Below are 17,053 nucleotides of genomic sequence, written 5' to 3' on the forward strand. Positions count from 1 at the left end.
GCGATGATCCGGCAGTGGCTGTCGGCCCACCGATCCCTCGTTGCGAGCGCGACGAGCGGCACGGTCATCGCTGCGCTCATCGCCGGCGTCGCGATCGCGTCGACGGGCTACACCGCTCAGCGACTCGACCTCGGCGACGGATCGGTGTGGGTCGCCAACAACGGCCAGCAGGCGATCGGCCGCGCCAACACCGAGGTGCTCGAGCTCAACTCGGTCGTGCCGACGACGGGGAACGACCTCGAGGTGCTCCAGGAGGGCGCATCCGTGCTCCTCGTCGACCGGACCGAGGCGCGCATCGAGATCATCGATCCGGCGAAGTCGGAGTCCCTCGAGTCCGTGGCCCTGCCGCCCAACCAGCCCGAGGTGCGGCTCGCCGGTGACACGGTCGTCGTGTTCGAGGCGGGCACGGGGGAGCTCTGGGTCATCCCGGTCTCCGAGCTCGAGTCGTTCGATTCCCAGTCGCCGTCCACCCTGAGCCTCGGAAGCGATGCTGTGGTGAGCGTCGACCCGTCCGGACTGCTCGTGGCCTTCGCGCCGACCGCCGGCCTGCTCTACCGACTCGACACCCGGAGCCCGGCGTCCGCCCCCTCGAGTTCCGCAGTGTCCTTCGCGGGCGACGGCGTCGGCCTGTCGATCACCTCGGTGGGCGGGCGCTGGGTCGTCTTCGACCCCGTGGAGCGCGTTCTCTATACCGAAGGCGGCGCGACCGACCTGAGCGGCACGATTGCAACCGGGGCGGATGCCCGGCTCCAGCAGCCCAGCACGGACGGCTCGCGCGTGCTCCTCGGCTACTCCGGCGGTCTCCTCGGCATCCCGCTGGACGGCGGCTCGCCCGTCGAACTCGCGACGGGCACGTCCGGTCTGGCGGCGGCGCCTCTCGTGCTCGAGGGCTGCGAGTACGCCGCGTGGACCTCGGGGCAGTCGTGGCGCCGCTGCGCGGGGGATCCGTCCGACGGCACGACCCTCGCGCTCGACTCCGTCGGGGCGACCGCGAGCCTCGCCTTCGTCTCCAACGGCTCGCGGGCCGTGCTCAACGATTCGCGCTCCGGCGAGACCTGGGCCGTGCAGCGCGAGGGCGAGCTCATCGACAACTGGGACGACCTCATCGCGCCCGACGACGAGGACGCCCCCGACGAGCAGCCCGAGGAGGACGTCCCCACCGAGGTCGAGAAGGTGCAGCAGCCCCCCGTCGCCGTCGACGACGCGTTCGGTGCCCGGCCGGGGCGATCGACCGTGCTGCCGGTGCTCCTCAACGACTACGACCCCAACGGGGACGTGCTCGTGATCGACTCCCTCACCCCGCTCGACGAGTCGATCGGCCGGATCGATCTCATCACGCAGCGCCAGCAGATCCAGCTCACGCTGTCGCCGCAGGCCAGCGGCCAAGTGAGCTTCGGCTACACGATCACGGACGGTCGAGGAGGCTCCGCGTCCGCGACGGTGACGGTGAGCATCCGCACCGCCGACCAGAACGGACCACCGGAGCAGGTCCGCACCACGACGGCCACCGTGCAGACCGGCGGCCGCGTCTCCACCGACGTCCTCGGGGACTGGGTGGACCCCGACGGTGACGCGTTCTACCTGACGAGCGCGACGATCGCCGCCCCCGACTCCGTCACCTACAAGCCCGGCGGCACGGTCGTGTTCTCCGACTCCGGGGAGGGCGGCGATCTCAAGCTCGTCACGCTCGTCGTCTCGGACGGGACGGCGCAGGCGTCCGGGACGCTCTCGGTGACGGTGCGCGGGGTCGGCGACGTGCCGATCATCCCGGATCCCTTCGTCCTGCAGGCCTACGCGGGCGAGGAGATCACCGTCTCGCCGCTCGAGCACGTGCGCGGGGGATCGGGCAGCGTCCGTCTCAACAGCGTTCCGTCGCGCGCCGGTTTCACGGTCACGCCGAGCTACGAGGCCGGCACGTTCCGCTTCGTGAGCGACGAGGTGCGCAGCCACTATCTCGAGTACGTCGTCACGGACGGGACGCAGACCGCGACGGGTGTCGTCCGCATCGACGTCTCTGCGCCGCCGGACGCGAACACGAAACCGATCACGGTGCCCAAGACGGTCTTCGTGCAGACGCTCCGCAACGAGCGGATCGACGTCGCGGGCACGGACGTCGATCCCGCCGGAGGGGTGCTCCTCGTCACGGGAATCATGAACCTCCCCGAGGGCTCGGGCGTGCGCGCGGAGGTGCTCGAGCAGCGCCTCGTGCGCGTGAGCCTCGAGGCCCCGCTCGACAACGGGCCCGTGACGTTCAACTACCGCATCAGCAACGGGCTGGCCGAGGCCGAGGGCGTCATCACCGTCATCGAGATCCCCACCCCCTCCCGCATCCAGCCGCCCATCGCCGAGGACGACTCCGTGACCGTGCGCGTGGGCGAGGCGATCGACATCCCGGTGCTGCGCAACGACGAGCATCCCGACGGGCTCGCGCTGACCCTGCAGCCCGCGCTCGCCCAGGAGCTCCCGGATGACTCGGGCCTGCTGTTCGCCTCAGGCGCGCAGTTGCGCTACCTCGCGCCGAATCGCACGGGCAACTTCACCGCCGCCTACCAGGTGACGGGGCCGGACGGTCAGGCGGCGACTGCCCTCGTCCGCATCGCCGTGCGGGAGGCCGACGCGGCCACGAACAATCCGCCGGTGCCGAGCACGGTGACCGCGCGGGTACTCGCGGGCGAGACCGTGCGCATCCGCATCCCGCTCACCGGCATCGATCCCGACGGGGACTCGGTGCAGTTGCTCGGCCAGTCGAGCAATCCCGACAAGGGCGCGGTCGTCGAGACCACCGCCGACACCATCGTCTACCAGGCGGGCGACTACTCCGCCGGCACGGACACGTTCAGCTACACCGTCATCGACTCGCTCGGCGCCCGCGCCACCGGAACGATCCGAGTGGGGATCAGCCCCCGGCTCGATGGAGCCCGCAACCCGGTCGCGATCGTCGACGAGGTCACGGTGCGTCCCGGGGTGACGGTCTCGGTGCAGGTGCTCGCCAACGACTCCGACCCGGACGGCAGCCCCCTCACGATCGTCTCCGCCGAGCCGAACGACACGGAGACGACAGCCGAGATCGTGGGCGACGTCGTGCGCGTCACGCCGCCGCGCGAGCCGGGCAACTACGGGGTCATCTACTCGATCGAGAACGACTCGGGCGGGTCGAGCCAGAACTTCATCCGGGTGACGGTGAGCGAGGATGCCCCGCTCGCGTACCCGATCGCCTCGGACAGCGTGCTCACGCTCTCCGACATCCTCGATCGTGACACGGTCGTCGTCGACGTGCTCGCGAACGTGTTCTTCGCCGACGGTGACCCGCGCACCCTCGGCCTGTCCGTCTATCCGGGGTACGGCGACGCCGCCCGGGTCACCTCGAACAAGCGCATCGAGGTCACGATCGCCGACCGGAGCCAGATCATCCCCTTCAAGGTGACGCACCCGGAGGACTCCTCGGTGTTCAGCTACGGGTTCATCCGCGTTCCCGGGTTCGACGACGCGCTCCCGCAGCTCGACCGCCGAGCGCCCGCGCTGCGCGTGACGAGCGAGGACGAGCTCGTCATCGACCTCAACGACTACGTGATCGCCGTCGGCGGCAAGCGTGTCCAGCTCACCGACTCGAGCACCGTGCAGGCGACGCATGCCAATGGCGCCGACCTCGTTCTCGACTCCGAGACGCTCGTGTTCACGTCGGCGGAGAAGTACTTCGGGCCCGCGTCGATCTCGTTCGAGGTGACCGACGGGGTGTCCGCGAGCGACCCCGAGGGACGCACGGCGACCCTCGTGCTGCCGATCACAGTGCTCCCGCGCGACAACCAGCCGCCCGCATTCGGCGGCGCCGTGCTCGACTTCGAGCCGGGCCAGGAGAAGGTCATCGACCTCCTCCGACTCACGAACTACCCCTATCCGGACGATCTCGACGAACTCGCCTACTCGGTCCTCACTCCGCTCCCGACGGGGTTCACGTACGCCCTCAACGGCAGCACGCTCACCCTGCGCGCCGACGAGAGCTCGGTGAAGGGATCGACGACGTCGATGACCCTGGGGGTGCGCGACGACCTCGTGGAGGGCAAGGCGGGGCGGATCGAGTTGCGGATCGTGTCATCCACTCGCCCTCTCGTCCGCCCCGCTGCGGACACCGCCGTCGCACGCCGCGGCGCCAGTACGACCGTCGACGTGCTCGCCAACGACCTCGCGACCAACCCGTTCCCGGGCCAGCCATTGCGGGTCGTCGACATCCGGGGCATCGACGGTGCGAGCCTGCCCCCCGGCATCTCTGTCGAGCCGAGTGCTGACAACTCGAGCCTCGCCGTCACCGTCGCGACGACGGCCTCTCCCGGGGACGTCCGCTTCCAGTACCAGGTCGCCGACGCCACGGATGATCCGGCGCGGTTCGCCTGGGGGACGATCACCATCTCCGTGCAGGACCGGCCCGATCCGATCACCAACCTGTCGCCCTCGGGCTTCGGCGATCAGCAGCTCACGATGCGCTGGAACGCCGGACAGTTCAACAACTCGCCCATCACCGGCTACCGAGTGACGACGACCGCCGCGGGCGCTACCACCGGGTCGACCCTGTGCCCCGGCACGACGTGCACCATCCCGACCCCCGGCAACGGCTCCGGCAACGCGGTGCGGGTGACCGTGGTCGCCATCAACGCGATCGGCGAATCGGACCCGGTGACCTTCGGCGAGCAGATCTGGTCGGATGTCATCCCCGCCGCCCCGACGGGGCTCAGCGCCCAGCCCCTCGACCACGGACTGCGCATCTCGTGGGATCGCGTCCCCACCCCGACGAACGGGTCGGGGGTGTCGTCGTACGTCGTGACCGCGGGCGGCGTGAGTGCGAGCGTCGGATGCTCGGCGGCGGTCTGCTCCACCGATATCGTCGACGGCTCCCTCGCGAACGGGGTGGCCACGAACTACAGCGTGAGCGCCCGGAACGAGGCCTACGGACCGCTCGCGACGTGGAACTCCTCCAGTGGGCAGGCGACCCCCGCTGGACCGCCGATCGCGGCCTCGGCCCCCCTCGCGACGGCGCTCAGCGATACGCAGATCTCGCTCTCCTGGCCGGGGGCGTTCTCCGACAACGGCCGGCCGATCACCGCCTACTCCGCCGCCGCCTACACCGGGAGCGTGCCGACGTGCGCTCCGGATGGCACGGTCTCCGGCGGGGGAGCCACCATCCAGAACACCGGCACCGCGACGTCGGCGACGTTCTCCGGGCTCGCCGCGAACGCCGAGTACTCCTTCGTCGTGTTCGCGGTGAACTCGCAGGGCTGCACGGCGAGCCCCTCCGTGCTCGCCCAGACCAAGCCCGGCGTGATCACAGCGCTGAGCGCCAACCCGCCGAGCGCGAACGGCGAGGTGTACGACTTCACCCTCGCGAGCGCCGACATGGGCGGCACGCCCTTCACGGCGGACTTCTTCCTCTACTACCGCGTCAACGGCGGAAGCGAGCAGGGACCGGTGTCGCTCGGCGGGTTCCTCGCGGCCGAGCAGCTCCAGTACGGGACGACGATCTCGGTCACCGTTCGCGCGTGCCGCACGTACTCGGGACAGGAGCTCTGCCAGGACACCGCGTCGGCGCCGTTCACGCTCGGCGTGCCGGTCGATCCTCGGGCCTCGGGAATCCTCTTCGTGCAGGACGATCCCGATGACCCCTTCAACTCCGGTACCTTCTCCTTCAGCGGCTGGCCGACGGGGGAGTACCAGGACGTGCAGGTCGCGTGCGGCACTGCGCCGGGCGCGGGGAGCTTCACGACTATCACGGGACCGAGTCCGACGTGCCACGTCGACGCGGTGCCCTCGCAGACCCCCTACCTGACGATCCGCGTGATCGCGAACGGCGGGCAGGTCTACGACGTCAGCTACAACGGATTCGACTACGACTAGGGGAACACCATGACCATGACCGCGGAACAGGCCACCTGGTTCTCCGACATCTTCAACCGCCTCGTGGCGAACGTCGACCAGGTACTCCTGGGCAAGACCTTCGTCATCCGGCTCGGGTTCACCGCGCTGCTGAGCGAGGGCCACCTGCTGCTCGAGGACTACCCGGGCACCGGCAAGACGTCCTTCGCGCGCGCGATGGCGCAGTCCGTCGCGGGCACGACCACGCGCATCCAGTTCACTCCCGACCTCCTGCCCGGCGACATCACGGGCGTGAGCATCTACGACCAGGGCAAGGCCGAGTTCGAGTTCCACCGAGGTCCCGTCTTCGCGAACATCGTGCTCGCCGACGAGATCAACCGAGCGAGCCCCAAGACCCAGTCGGCTCTTCTCGAGGTCATGGAGGAGAACCATGTGACCGTCGACGGCGTGAGCCACGAGGTCGCCGAGCCGTTCATGGTCATCGCCACCCAGAACCCGATCGAGCAGGCGGGCACGTACCGGCTGCCCGAGGCGCAGCTCGACCGCTTCATAATGAAGGCGTCGATCGGGTATCCCGATCACGCGTCGACCCTGCGCATTCTCGAGGGCTCCGCCGTGCGGTCGCACGAGCACGTGCTGCCCCCGATCGTGACCGCGGACGTCGTCGTGGAGATGGCGCAGCTCGCCCGCACCGTGCACGTCGACCCGACCATCCACGACTACGTCAGCCGGCTCGTCGAGTCGACCCGCACGGCCGGCGAGGTCCGGCTCGGGGCGAGCGTGCGCGGCGCCCTCGCGCTCATCCGCACCGCGAAGACGCTCGCCGCGGCGAGCGGACGCCACTACGTCATCCCGGACGACGTGAAGGCGCTCGCCGAGCCCGTGCTCGCCCACCGCCTCATCATCGACCCGGAGGCCGAGTTCGACGGGGTCACCGCATCGAGCATCATGAGCCAGATCCTCATCGAGACCCCGCCGCCGAGCGAGCGCCAAGCGGTGCAGTAGCGGTGGCGACTGCGAGCACTCCGCCCCCCGCGCGACCCACCGGGTCGACGCGGCCGGTGGCGCGCTCGCAAACGACCGTCAGCGCGAGGTTCGACACCCAGTTCACGACCGGCTCACGAGGGCTCACCAACGCCCGCACCCGCATCGTGGGCGACCGCACCGGGTTCCTCGCGGATGCGATCATCGCTCTCGTGCGGCTCGCCACGGCGGTCCGCGCGGTGCTGTCGCGAGTGTTCGGCCGCGTCGCCGCCGTTGTCACCCCGCTCGGCTGGACGGCAGTGATCGCGGTGCCTGTCTCCCTCGGATTCGGCTACGGGCTGGGCATCCTCGAGCTCGTCGTCGCGGGCTGGGCCCTCCTCGCGCTCCTGCTGATCGCAGTCGTCTACCTCGTCGGGCGCTCGCCGCTGCAGATCCGGCTCGCCCTCCCGCACAACCGCGTGGTCGTGGGGGAGGAGGCCGAGGGCGAGATCGTCGCCGTCAACCCCGCGCGCCGCCGCTCGCTCGGTGCGACCGTCGAGGTCCCCGTCGGCGCCGGCATCGTCGAGCTCGTGGTGCCGGGGCTCGGCGCGGGGGCGACGGATGCCCGGTCCTTCGCCATCCCCAGCGCGAGGCGCGGCATCGTGCCGGTCGGGCCGGTGCGGGCCGTCCGAGCCGATCCCGTCGGTCTCGTGCGGCGCGAGATCACGTGGCCCGGCGCTCTCGAGCTCGTCGTGCACCCCGTGACGATCGGCATCCCGAGCATGAGCACCGGTCTCATCCGCGACCTCGAGGGCAATCCGACGAGGGATCTCTCGACGAACGACGTCTCGTTCCACGCGTTGCGCGAGTACGTGCCCGGCGACGACCGCCGGTACATCCACTGGAAGTCGAGCGCCCGCACGGGCACCTACATGGTGCGCCAGTTCGAGGAGACCCGGCGCAGCCACCTCGTGATCGCCCTGAGCCTCGCCGCGGGCGACTACGCCGACGACGCGGAGTTCGAGCTCGCAGTGAGCGTCGCAGGCTCCCTCGGCAGCCGCGCCATCAAGGATGCCCGCAGCCTCACCGTCGTCGTCGGCGAGGCCACGCCGCAGTTCGCCAAGCGGAAGCTGTTCGCCGTGCGCGTGCTCTCCACCCTGTCCCGCGCCCGACTGCTCGACGACCTCGCCGTGGTGGACCGCGCCGAGTCGGCGCTCGCCATCACCGACGTCGCCCGGGTCACGGGCGAGCAGGCGGCCGGGGCATCCGTCGCCTTCCTCGTGTGCGGGTCGGGCGTGACCCCTCAGGAGCTGCGGGCGGCGTCGACGAAGTTCCCGGCGGGGGTCGAGGTCGTCGCCGTCGTGTGCGATCCGGAGACCACGCCGGGTCTGCGCCGCGTCGCGGGGCTCAGCGTCCTCACGATCGGCTACCTCGACGACCTCCAGAAGGCCTTGGCGCGATCGGCGAGCTCGTGAGCCCGCGTCCCTCGGTCGCGACGACGGTCGTCGCGACGGCGTTCCTCTGGGTCACGATGGCGATCGCGTCCCTCGCGCTCTGGCCGATCTATGAGGGCACGGGCATCCTCATCGTGATCGCGGTCGGTCTCGTGGCGGGCTCGGCCGTCGCGATCGCGGGGGCGGCGTGGCGCTGGCCCGCGTGGGCGGTCATGATCGCCACGACCGTCGTCTTCGGGATCGTCGGGGTGCCGGCCGCCGTTCCCTCGGAAGCGCAGTGGGGCGTGCTGCCCACGGTGCAGGGGCTTCAGGACCTCGTCGCCGGAGTCGCGCTGGGCTGGAAGCAGCTGCTCACCATCTCGCTCCCCGTCGGGGACTACGAGGCCTTGCTCGTGCCGGCACTCGTGCTCGTACTCGTCCTGACCGTCGTCGGGCTGTCGATCGCGCTGCGCAGCCGGATCCCCGAACTCGCCGTGCTCTCGCCGGTCGTGCTCTACCTCGTCGCGCTCGCGCTCGGTCCGGACGAGCCGGTCCGCGCGATCGTGACTCCGATCGCGCTCCTCGTCTCCGTGCTGCTCTGGCTCGTCTGGTTCCGCTGGCGCCGCCGCCGGGCGGCCATCCGGCTCCTCCTCTCGCCGACCGCGGAGCCGCGGCCTGGTCGCGACTCGGCGGCGGGCCTTCGCACGGCGATCGGCGCCGTGCTCATCCTCGCCCTCTCCGCGGGGGCGGCCGTCGTCGCGGCCAACGCCGTTCCCCCCGTGCAGGACCGCACGGTGCTGCGCAGCGCTGTCGAGCAGCCGTTCGATCCGCGCGCGTATGTGAGCCCGCTCGCCGGATTCCGAGGCTACTGGCGGGAGCCCACGCTCGATGCGGTGCTCTTCACCGTGTCGCAGTCGGGGGTGGGCGAGCGCATCCGGCTCGCGACGATGGACACGTACGACGGCGTCGTCTTCTCGGTCGGATCGGCTGAGGTCTCGAGCGAGTCGGGCTCGTTCACGAGGGTGCCCTCGACCGTGGACCAGTCGGGCGTCGACGGGGACCCCGTCGAGCTCGCCGTGTCGGTCGGCGACTACGCGGGGGTGTGGATGCCGACCCTCGGCGCCCTCGAATCGGTCCAGTTCGACGGCGCGACCGCGACGGACCGCCGCAACGCGTTCTACTTCAACGCCACCACAGGCACGGCCGCGATACTCGGCGGACTCCACCCGGGCGACTCCTACCGCATCTCGGCCATCGAACCGGTCGAGCCCGCCGAGTCCCAGCTCGAGTCCGTCTCGCCCGGTACCGCCGACGTCCCCGCGGCGCAATCGGTGCCGGAGGAGCTTCAGGCGACCCTCGACGGCTATGTCACGGGCGTCGAGGGCGCGGGAGCGCGGCTCGTCGCCATGCTGCAGGGACTCGCGGCGGAGGGATACATCAGCCACGGAGTCGGCGAGGACGAGCCGCCGAGCCGCTCCGGCCACGCCGCCGACCGTATCGCCGAGCTCGTGAGCGGCCCGCGCATGATCGGCGACGGCGAGCAGTACGCGGTCGCGGCGGCGCTCATGGCCCGCGAGCTCGGCTTCCCGTCGCGGGTCGTCGTCGGGTTCGAGAGCGACGACGCCGAGATCACCGGTTCGGACGTCGTCGCGTGGATCGAGGTCAACACCGCCCAGTACGGCTGGGTGGCGGTCGACCCCAACCCGCCGTTCCGCGAGATCCCGGAGGAGCTCCCGGAGGAGAACTCGCAGGTCGCCCGGCCCCCCACCATCGTGCCGCCGCCGGTCGTCGAATCCGAGAACCTGGACCGGCAGTCGACGCCTGATTCGGAGCAGGAACTCCCGCCGGACCTCAACCCGGTGCTCCAGGTACTCCTCGCCGTGCTGCGCGTCATCGGGTGGTCGCTCGTGGTGATCGCGATCCTGCTGGCGCCGTTCCTCGTGATCGTCGCGGCGAAGCTGCGGCGGCGCAGGCTGCGCCGCCGGGCCCCGACCGCACTCGAGCGCATCCACGGCGGATGGCAGGAGTTCGAGGACTCGGTCGTCGACCACGGCCTCAGTCCATCCGCGACGGCCACGCGCAGCGAGGTCGCATCGATCGCCGGGGGAGTGCAGGCAGCCGTGCTCGCCGCCGTCGCCGACCGCGCGATGTTCTCGCCCGACGACCCGGCGCCGAGCGACGCGGACAGCGTGTGGCGCGCCGTCGACGAGCTGCGCGGGTCTCTCGATGCCGGGCGCACGCGCTGGCAGCGTGTGAAGGCCCGCATCTCGCTGCGTTCGCTCGGTGGTTATAGTGTCAGCAAGCTCTTCCGGCGATAGAAGGACCTCGTGATCTGCTCGAACTGCGCGACGGAGCTGCCCGCCGGTGCACTGTTCTGCGGCGAGTGCGGTCGGCCCGTCTCCGCGCGTCCGGCCCCGCCGGTCTCGACGAGCGCTCCACCGGAGCCGCGGGGGGCGGAGCAGACCGGTCGTGAGGCGGCATCCGAGACTGCCGCCGAGGAGCTCGTCGCCCCGATCCCGACCGCGCGCGAGCCGCTCACGGTCACGGCGGAGTGGGACGACCTCGGTGCCGACTCGGACTCCTCGCTCCCCGCCGTGGTCGCCGCCCCGGCGGCTCGACTGGATGACCCGGCCGATGCTCCCGCTCCCCTCGAGCCCTCCACTCCTCCTCCGACCGCCGCTCCTGCTCCTCCTCCCGCTCCCGCCGAGCCGGACCCGTACGCCGACGCAGCCGAGGCTCAGGGTCGAGGCGCCGGCTGGTGCGCGCAGTGCGGCGCGCTGCTGTCGGCGTCCGACATCTTCTGCGGCGAGTGCGGCTTCGTGCGCAGCCCCGCTTCGCGGCCCCGCGACACGGCGGTGCTTGATCCGTTCCCGTGGGGGAGCGCGCCGGCGGTCGCGCCGCGGCCCGTGGCGCCCGAGCCGGTCGCACCGTCGGCGCCCCGCGTCGAGCAGGTTCCGTCGCCCGAGCCGGCCCCGGCGGCTGAGCATCCGGACCTCGACGACGACACGCGACTCGTCGCGCCCGGCGCTCGCGCCGACAGGTTCGTGCTGCAGTTCTCGACCGGCGAGAGCGTGACGGTCACCGGAGCGGGTCTCCTCGGTCGCAACCCGATGCCCGAGCCGGGGGAGTACTTCGACGCTCTCGTCACGATCTCCGACCCCGGAAAGTCCGTCTCGAAGACCCACTTGGAGTTCGGGCAGGACGGCGGATCCTTCTGGGTGAGCGATCGCTACTCGGGGAACGGCACCATCGTGCGCGAGCCGGATCGCCCGAGCAGACGCTGCGAACCGGGCAAGCGCTACCGGATCGCCCGCGGAACCCGCGTCGACATCGGCGAGCAGTTCTTCGTCGTGAGCTGACTCCTCCCCACCTCGCGCCGTCCGCGCGCACTCCACCGAGATGGCCGGATGCTCCGGCTGCCGCAGCGCGGCGGATCAGGCTGATTGCGTGCCCGCCGATCGCCTCGCCCTCCCCGTCCCGCCGAGCCCGCCGCCGCCGTGGCGGTTCCCCGTCGTCGCCGTCATCGCCCCCGTCGTCGTCTCCGTCGCCATCTGGGCCCTCACCGGGTCGGTATTCGCCCTCGTGTTCGCGGCACTCGGACCGGTGACAGCCGTCGCGACCCTCGTCGATCAGAGGTGGTCGGGCCGCCGCTCGCGGTCCCGCGAGCTCGACCGCTTCCGTCGTGACGGCGAGCGCCTCGCGCGGGAGATCTCCTCCGCGCACGCCCAGGAACGCGCGGCGCTCGAGGAGGCGGCGCCCCACGGGGCCCTCCTCGTCGCTGCCCCGTCGACCGATCGGGGCCGGTGGCGGTACGCCGACGGCCCTCTCGGCGTCTCGGTCGGCGTCGGCCGCGTGCCGAGCGCGCTCGAGCTCGATCCAGTACCGCGCGAGGGGGACGAGTCGGTGCTCTCGCGACTGCGTGAGCTGGTCGAGTCGGCTGCGGCGTTCGAGGGACCGGTCATCGTCGACGCTCTGCTCGGCATCGGGGTGTGCGGTCCCCGTCGGTCGGTGATGAGCGCGGTGCGCGGACTGATCGTCCAGTGCGCCCGAGCGCTGCCGCCCCAGGAATGGTGGGTCAGGGTGTCCCGGCCCGGGGAGGAGTCCTCGTGGCTCGACGCGCTGCCGCACTCGCTCCGGAGCGGTACGGCGACGGGGTTCACCGTGGAGTTCGGGCGCCGGGGCTCCCCGGTCCCGGTGGTGGTGATCGCCGCGGCGGCGACGGAGGCGCAGCTGCCTCCCTCGTGCCGCGTCGTGCTGGCTGTCTCGAGCGGGTCGCCGGGGCGGCTCGTCGCCCACCCCCACCGGTCCCACCGGCGCGAGGTCGTCCCCGCGTTCCTGTCGAGACTGGATGCGGCGGAGTGGGCGCGGGCCGCGGCCTTCGACGCCCGCGCGGCGGGCCTCGCCCCCGTCGAGAGCGCGCTGCCGGACGCGGTGGCTCTCTCGGGTCTGCTCGGGCCGCCCGAGCCGACCGCGTTCCCGTCGCTGCGCTGCGTCATCGGTGTCGGCGCCGAGGGTCCTGTCGCCGTCGACCTCGTGGCCGACGGGCCGCACGCGGTCGTCGGGGGCACGACGGGCAGTGGCAAGAGCGAGCTCTTGGTGTCCTGGGTGATCGCGATGGCGGCCGCCCATTCACCCGAGCGCGTGAGCGTGCTGCTCGTCGACTTCAAGGGCGGATCGGCGTTCGCGCCCCTCGCCGGCCTTCCGCACACCGTCGGAATCATCACGGACCTCGACGCGGCGCAGGCCGAGCGAGCGCTTGCGAGCCTGCGGGCGGAGTTGCGCTACCGCGAGCGCGAGATCGCGCTCGCCGGCGGCCGCTCGATCGAGGACACGGCGCTGCCCCGACTCGTCATCGTCGTCGACGAGTTCGCGGCGATGCTCGCCGAGCATCCCGACCTGCACGCCTTGTTCGGCGATATCGCCGCGCGCGGTCGGTCCCTCGGCGTCCACCTCGTACTGTGCACGCAGCGCCCCGCCTCGGCGGTTCGCGACGGCGTCCTCGCCAATGCGGACCTGCGCATCTCCCTGCGGGTGAACAATGCGGCCGACAGCACGGCCGTCGTCGGGTCGCCCGCCGCGTCCGAGCTCGCGCCCGAGGCGCGGGGGCGGGCGATCATCACGGCCGGCGGGGAGCCGCGCACCGTCCAGGTCGCGATCGCCGCGGTCGAGGATGCCCGCGCCGTCGTCGACCGGTGGGCGGGGTCGCCGCCGCCTCGACGGCCGTGGTGCGACCCGCTCCCGGCGCGCGTCCTCGCCTCCGAGCTCGGGCCGGTTGCAGGCATCCCGCTCGGACTCCTCGACCTGCCGGAGGAGCAGCGGCGCGCTGCCGCCGCCTTCGATCCGCGCACTGACGGCCACCTCCTCATCCTGGGGGCGCCCCGCAGCGGGCGGTCCACCGCGCTCTCCGCGGTCGCGGAGGCGGTGGTGCCGAGCGAACCGGCCGGAGCGTGGGACGCCGTCTGTCAACTCGTGGCCGACATGGACGCCGGGCGGCTGAGCGGTCCCGTGGTCCTCGCGATCGACGACATCGACGCCCTCGTGCCGAGATTCTCGGGGGAGCACCGCCTCGCGTGGGTGGACCTGCTGTCGCGCGTCCTCCGGGAGGGGGCGGCGCACGGAATCACCGTCGTCGTGGCTGCGCAGCGGCTCGTCGGCGAGCTCGCGTCCGTGGCGGCGCTCGTGCCGTCGCGGCTGCTCCTGCGGCACTCGTCGAAGCAGGACTGGCTGCTCGCCGGCGGCGAGACGTCGACGGCCGTCCTCGAGGGTCCGCCCGGGCGCGGCCGGTTCCGGGGGGAGCGCATCCAGGTCGTCCACTCCGAGCCCGCCCCGGTACTCGGGTCGGTCGAGTGGGACCGACTCGACCCGGGGCGCCCGATCGCGGTGGCGACGGGTCGAGCGGCCGCGGTCGCCGCCTCACTCGCCGCGGGAGGATTCCACGTGATCGGCGTCGACGGGCTTCCGGCGCACGGCGGCCCCCTCGCGGGGACCGCCGTGGTCGGCGACCTCGACGAGTGGCAGTCCCGCTGGGGCGCGCTCGGTGCCCTCCGGTCGTCGAGCGAGATCCTTCTCGAGGGCTGCGCTCCCGCCGACGTGCGCGCCCTCACCCGGTCGCGAGCTCTGCCCCCACCCCTTCCGGCGGAACCCGGTGCGTGCTGGCGCCTGCGACCCGACGGATCGGTCGGTCGAGCGATTCTGCCGCGGCGAGGGCGCGCGTGAGAGCACCGCGCGCAAGACCATGGATTCCGCAGCGATTTGCGCCGCCGAGGCACTGAATCAGTGAAATTCTTGTTACAAACGGTGCCTTTTGGCCGTGAAGGGTATGACCGCCGGAGCTCCTGTGCCAGGATTTCGACAACGCGTGAAACCGAAGGAGCTGCCCTCATGTCTCGACAACTTCCCCAGGACCCGATCATCCGCGACCTCGTGCTCCAGGCACGTCGGATGCAGCTCAGCCGTCGGCATCTCCTCCAAGGCGGAGCGATCGGCGCGGGCGCCCTCGCGCTCGCCGCGTGCGCCCCGGCAGGCTCGACCGCGCCGACCCCGGCCGAGGACAACTCCGCCAACGACCCCTCGCTCGTCTGGGGCAACTGGCCCGCGTACCTCGACGAGGACGACGCGGGCGGCTACCCGACCCTCCAGCGCTTCGAGGAGCAGTCGGGCATCGCCGTCGAGTACCGCGTCGACGTCGACGACAACAACACGTTCTACGGCACGATCAAGGACCAGCTCGCCCTCGGCCAGTACCCCGGGTACGACACCTTCTGCCTCACCGAGTGGATGGTCGCGCGACTCATCCGCTTCGGCTACGTCCAGGAGCTCGACGAGGCGAACATCCCCAACAAGGCCAACCTCGCGCCGGCGCTCCTCAACCCGGACTTCGACCCGGGTCGCAAGCTCTCCCTCCCGTGGCAGAACGGCTTCGCCGGACTCGCGTGGGACACCGAGGCGTTCCCGAAGGGACTCGAGTCGGTCGAGGACCTCTGGCAGGCCGACCTCAAGGGCAAGGTCACCGTGCTCAGCGAGCTGCGCGACACCATGGGCATCCTGCTGCTCGCCCAGGGCGTCGACATCTCCTCCGAGGACTGGGGCATGGACGAGTACTCGGAGGCGATCGCGACTCTCGAGGAGCACGTCACGAGCGGCCAGATCTTCGGCATCAAGGGCAACGAGTACATGCAGGACTTCATCGCCGGCGACGCGGTCGCCGGTATCTGCTGGTCGGGCGACATCACCGTCCTCAACGCAGAGGTCGGCTACGAGCGCTTCAAGTTCGCGCTCCCCGACTCCGGCGGCACCCTGTGGGGCGACACGTTCGTCGTTCCGATGGGCTCGACGCGCAAGACGAACGCCGAGACCCTCATGAACTACTACTACGAGCCCGAGGTCGCGGCGGAGGTCGCGGCGTGGGTGAACTACATCACCCCCGTCGTCGGTGCCGCCGAGGTCGCCGCCGAGGTCTACCCGGAGCTCGCCGACAACCAGCTGATCTTCCCGAACGAGGAGACGCTGTCGAACGCGCACATCTTCCGGACGCTCAGCTCGGCCGACGACCAGGCCTTCAACGCGGAGTTCCAGCGCGTCGAGCTGGGGGCCTGATGGCCGCTGGCACGTTCGCCGAGGCCGGCGCCGATCTCGAGCTCGTCGGGATCACCAAGCGGTTCCCCGGGTTCACGGCGATCGAGGACCTCGACCTCACCATCCCGGCGGGCTCGTTCTTCGCCCTCCTTGGCCCGTCCGGCTGCGGGAAGACGACGACGTTGCGCCTCGTCGCGGGACTCGAGCAGCCGACCGCCGGTCGCATCCTGATCGGCGGCAAGGATGTCACGAACGTCAAGCCGTTCAAGCGTCCCGTGAACACCGTGTTCCAGTCCTACGCCCTCTTCCCGCACATGACCGTGCTCGAGAACGTCGCGTTCGGACTTCGTCGCCGCCGCATCGGCGACCCGCTGGGCAAGGCCCACGAGGCGCTGCGGCTCGTGGAGCTCGACCACCTCGCCTCGCGCAAGCCCCAGCAGCTCTCGGGCGGACAGCAGCAGCGCGTCGCCCTAGCCCGCGCGGTCGTGAACCGGCCCGCTCTGCTTCTGCTCGACGAGCCCCTCGGAGCACTCGACCTCAAGCTGCGCCGCCAGATGCAGCTCGAGCTCAAGACCATCCAGAACGAGGTCGGCCTCACGTTCCTGCACGTCACCCACGACCAGGAGGAGGCCATGACGATGGCCGACACCGTCGCGGTCATGAACAGGGGCGAGATCGAGCAGATGGGCGCCCCCGAGGAGCTCTACGAGCTGCCGAAGACGGCGTTCGTGGCGAACTTCCTCGGCCAGTCGAACCTGTTCACCGGCACGGTGACCTCGTCGAGCGGAGCGACGATCGTCGTCGAGGTCGCGGGGGTCAAGCTCGAGGTGCCGAAGGAACGCGCTCAGCGCCACGCCGGCGAGGTCACGATCGGAGTGCGCCCCGAGAAGCTCCTGCTCCACACGACCGCCCCGAAGAAGGCCGCTGGGCTCAACATCCTGGGTCCGGGGCGCGTCACGGATGTCTCGTTCAGCGGCGTGAGCACCCAGTACCAGGTCGTCATCCCGGGCGTCGGCCCCGTGTCGGTGTTCGCCCAGAACATGGTCTTCGGCCCGGTCGTCAACGAGGGTGCCGAGGTGTGGGTGACCTGGACGGTCGATCACGGCTTCGGACTGCTCGACGAGCCCGAGCCCGGCCCGAAGTTCGCGTCCGACACGGACACGCGCACGATCGCGGTGCAGACCCGGGACGAGCTCCTCGCGGAGATCGAGGAGGCGTAG

8 protein-coding genes are annotated in these 17,053 nt (G+C 71.3%); all 8 read left to right on the plus strand.

The genetic code is table 11. The features are described 5' to 3' along the window. Positions 1–3 precede the first annotated feature (3 nt). The 8 genes from Q5716_RS04785 (at position 4) to Q5716_RS04820 (ending at position 17,053) form a co-directional block, all read left to right on the plus strand. A complete protein-coding gene (locus Q5716_RS04785) occupies positions 4–5,883 on the plus strand; it encodes an Ig-like domain-containing protein (protein WP_305001947.1) in 5,880 nt (1,959 codons plus the stop codon). A gap of 9 nt (positions 5,884–5,892) precedes the next feature. Further along, positions 5,893–6,867: an AAA family ATPase gene (locus Q5716_RS04790; protein ID WP_305001948.1), complete on the plus strand. Its 975-nt coding sequence runs from the start codon at positions 5,893–5,895 to the stop codon at positions 6,865–6,867. Positions 6,868–6,923: 56 nt separating this feature from the next. After that, positions 6,924–8,300, plus strand: coding sequence for a DUF58 domain-containing protein (locus Q5716_RS04795; RefSeq protein WP_305001949.1), 1,377 nt, complete (start codon positions 6,924–6,926; stop codon positions 8,298–8,300). After that, positions 8,297–10,576, plus strand: coding sequence for a transglutaminase family protein (locus tag Q5716_RS04800; RefSeq protein WP_305001950.1), 2,280 nt, complete (start codon positions 8,297–8,299; stop codon positions 10,574–10,576). The genes Q5716_RS04795 and Q5716_RS04800 overlap by 4 nt, the downstream gene beginning before the upstream one ends. Positions 10,577–10,585: 9 nt before the next feature. After that, complete coding sequence (locus Q5716_RS04805; RefSeq protein ID WP_305001951.1) at positions 10,586–11,617, plus strand: zinc-ribbon domain-containing protein; 1,032 nt, start codon at positions 10,586–10,588, stop codon at positions 11,615–11,617. A gap of 88 nt (positions 11,618–11,705) precedes the next feature. After that, complete coding sequence (locus Q5716_RS04810; protein ID WP_305001952.1) at positions 11,706–14,474, plus strand: FtsK/SpoIIIE domain-containing protein; 2,769 nt, start codon at positions 11,706–11,708, stop codon at positions 14,472–14,474. A gap of 165 nt (positions 14,475–14,639) precedes the next feature. Further along, positions 14,640–15,854, plus strand: coding sequence for an ABC transporter substrate-binding protein (locus Q5716_RS04815; RefSeq protein ID WP_305001953.1), 1,215 nt, complete (start codon positions 14,640–14,642; stop codon positions 15,852–15,854). Continuing rightward, positions 15,854–17,053, plus strand: coding sequence for an ABC transporter ATP-binding protein (locus tag Q5716_RS04820; RefSeq protein ID WP_305001954.1), 1,200 nt, complete (start codon positions 15,854–15,856; stop codon positions 17,051–17,053). The genes Q5716_RS04815 and Q5716_RS04820 overlap by 1 nt, the downstream gene beginning before the upstream one ends.

It is taken from the genome of Antiquaquibacter soli (assembly GCF_030580675.1).
In the GTDB taxonomy this organism is placed as follows: Bacteria; Actinomycetota; Actinomycetes; order Actinomycetales; family Microbacteriaceae; genus Rhodoglobus; species Rhodoglobus soli.